Origin of the sequence: Mucilaginibacter sp. (genome assembly GCF_039921305.1) — a bacterium.
Classification (GTDB): Bacteria; Bacteroidota; Bacteroidia; order Sphingobacteriales; family Sphingobacteriaceae; genus Mucilaginibacter.
In genome coordinates, this window is record NZ_JBDSCA010000019.1 from 1 (window position 1) to 3,076 (window position 3,076).

The 3,076-nt window shown below is 41.8% G+C and carries 3 protein-coding genes and 1 pseudogene; 2 read left to right on the forward strand and 2 right to left on the reverse strand.

Features of this window, described 5'->3' with window-relative positions; translation table 11 throughout:
- Positions 1-271 (forward strand): annotated as a pseudogene (locus tag ABIN91_RS04615) (hypothetical protein); the annotation flags it as partial.
- A 136-nt stretch (positions 272-407) separates the two neighbouring features.
- The gene (locus tag ABIN91_RS04620; RefSeq protein WP_348048960.1) at positions 408-1,028 is read left to right on the forward strand and encodes a TetR/AcrR family transcriptional regulator; all 621 of its coding nucleotides are present in this window, start codon (positions 408-410) and stop codon (positions 1,026-1,028) included.
- Positions 1,029-1,669: 641 nt separating this feature from the next.
- On the opposite strand, the gene ABIN91_RS04625 is transcribed toward ABIN91_RS04620, so the two are convergent.
- The gene (locus ABIN91_RS04625; RefSeq protein ID WP_348048962.1) at positions 1,670-2,653 is read right to left on the reverse strand and encodes a transposase; all 984 of its coding nucleotides are present in this window, start codon (positions 2,651-2,653) and stop codon (positions 1,670-1,672) included.
- On the reverse strand, positions 2,646-3,076 hold a 431-nt coding region (locus ABIN91_RS04630), incomplete at its 5' end, for a hypothetical protein (protein WP_348048964.1). The genes ABIN91_RS04625 and ABIN91_RS04630, both read right to left, overlap by 8 nt.

Below are 3,076 nucleotides of genomic sequence, written 5' to 3' on the forward strand. Positions count from 1 at the left end.
TCCCAAAACACCCAACCGAATTGCTGCCGGCGGCGTTATTGGCCGCTGCGTTGCCGGCTCGCTGGCAGGTGCAAGTATTTACAAAGCAACGGGTAACAATGCACTGGTTGGTGCTCTTTTAGGGTCGGCTGTTGCACTGGGCTCAACCTTTGGCAGCTATTACCTGCGCAGGTTTGTGGTTGCTAAAACAGACATTTTCGACCCGTACATAGGCGCAATTGAAGACGCTTTGGTGGCCGGCGCCGGCGCCGGGTTAATCATTTCAGCGTAATTTTGCAGTCGATTGTAGCGCTTGCTATGGCTAAATCGTATATATGTTTAGAAAAATTGATAGTTTTGTTAAAAAAGTCAGGATTTATTCAATAACCTGTTTTACCTTACACAAGTATATTACTATATAATTGTTAATGATGATTACAGCTAACGACCAGCAGGATGTAAAAAAGGAGAAGATTTTAGAAGCTGCCCACCATAGGTTTTTACATTTCGGCTATTCGAAAACTACTATGAACGAAATAGCCGGCGACCTTTCAATGAGTAAAGCGTTGCTTTATTACTACTTCCCCGACAAAAGCCAGCTTTATGTAGCCGTGATGCGCAAAGTATCCGATAGCTACTTAAAATCGCTTAGCGACAGGATAAATACTTTTGCCGATTTAAAAGAAGCCTTCATATTCCAGATTGATACCCAGCACGATTTTATTGTAACCAACTATAATTTTTTCGACTTCTTCAGGCTTAACGAACAAAACCTGCCCGATGCTATCTGGGAGATTGTTACCCAGGTACATGAGTCGGAAACTAAGATGCTGGTAAGCGCTATAAAAACAGAAGTTGACCGGGGAAAAATAAAGCCGGTAAGCAACCCAACAGAAATAGTGGAACTGTTACTTGACGCTTTACATGGTGTGCGTGCAAAATCCGTATCGCACAAAAAAACAATGTTCCCCAACAAGGAGCATCTGGAAGAAATCCGTGCAAAACGTTTGCTGCTGGCTGATATATTTATCAAGGGATTGATGTATTAGGTGGTTCATGGTTCTTAGTTGATAGCTCATAGCAGAAAAGTATGCTTGTTACAAGTTGTTGCAGCTACCATGAACTATCAACCACCAGCCATCAACAACGATGGTTTACATTGTGTCACCTGTGGGTCAAAAGGCAGGTGTAAGTATTTAATGGAGAGACATTAATGGTATATTTGACTAAATAATTGAATTAGTCAGTTGATTAATCGATTAATAAAAATACTTCTAATTAGAGGTGATTGTTTTAGAGTGATTGAAGCGGGCCCGGGAATATTTCGGGCTCGCTTTTTTTGTGACCCCCAAAAGTCAGTCAGGTAAAAGCATAATTATTTATGGCAAGGGCCCATAGACCGTCTACGAATAAGATTTGATTACTGTCGTTAGCTGGACTAAAGACTTTGACCTAATCTAATACCGCGCGCACCTTACTATTATCGAGATAAAAATGATTATAAAAACCCACAATATCACAATTCCCAATTGGGTGGTTTTTATTTTGGCTTCCTTCTGCTCACCGTAATCCTCTCTCATATTCCAATAATTTATCTTTGTGTATTAAATTTAAAATATCTTTCGCGGAAAATCAAATTACGACCCGGCGAAATTGAAGGATCAGTCTTAAAAGTTGGGGGCTTTAAAGTTTAGGCATAAATTTTAGTTAGCCTGAAAAGAAAGAAAGCTGTATCTCTTACGCCTCTTGAAGTAGCCCTAAACGCTTTGACCTTTGCATTGAAAGATTCTGCTGAAGCATTAGTGCTTCTGTTATTGAAGAAGTTTAGGATAGATTCGTAATGAGTCTGTACCGACCTTGCAACTGTTTTGAAGGCATCAATCCCCACTGCTTCCACATCATTATACCAGATAGCCAATCGTTTAAATGCCTGCTGCTTAGTCTTGCATATCGTGAATATATTCCCCAACCGGAGCGACAGGTTATAAGCTTTGTACAGTTCGGGGTATTTTGGAAAGAGCAACTCTGCCCTTTCTTTTTGCGATGCTGTCCATTTGGTTGGATGCTTAAATAACAGGTAACGGCTTCGGGCCAGCAGTTGCTTTAAGGTATCACCATTTGAGAAGACTTCGGGCTGATAGCTTTGCCTGTTCTTTTTAGCTGCTTCAAGGGCTTTATTTTCTTCATCTAAAGCTTCCCAACGGTATTTGATACGGCCTTCCTGCACAGCGTCATAGGCGAGTTTCTGGACATGGAAGCGGTCTATCACCCGTTCGGCATTAGCAAAGCACCTGCGGATGGCCTTGATCATATTTGCAGCCATATCCATCGTAACCTCCCTGACTTTGTTCCTTTTGCGGAGGGGTATCTGCTCCATTACACGAATGATTTGTTCGGACTGTGTGCCTTTCAGCATGGCTACTATCGCTTTTTTACCGCCTTTAGCCGCTTTATTGGTTACAATAGTGTAGAGTTCGCCATTGCTTAGTGCGGTTTCGTCTATGCTAAGTGCCGGGCCAATATTGTCAGCAAACAACAACCAGTCTTCTGCATGGCTTTTTTGGTCCCAGGTATGAAAGTCGCTTAAAAAGTCTTTATACTGCTGTTGTAGCTGCTTGCCATCCACCGAGTATAAACGGCCTAATAAATGGCAGCTTATCGGATTATTATCCAAATATACCTTTTAAAAAAGTGCCGAATTCCGTAGTCATTCGCGCTCCTTTTCGTACTAAATTCCAGTCCCTTGTGATAATTTCCCCGCTTTCTTTTACCTCCCACCTTCGCCTTTTGATACAAAGGGCAACCTTATGCCCACGGATAGGAAAGTCCTGTATAGCAGTTTCAGGCAGGAAGCCTTTGGACTCCATGCGCTTGCTCTCATAACCGACAGGAACTATGTTCTTTTCATCCAGATGGATATTCAGGCTGCCATCGGCACCCTGAACGACATTTACTAATTCAAAGTATTCTAAGATGCCTTCAGGTAAGATAAGGCGGATAAGGGTTTCGTAACTATTTGACAAGACTGAAAGTGTTTGTTTTTGCTGCAACAAAAAAAATACTTTTTTATTTACCCCACAAGAATTCTGCTTGACCC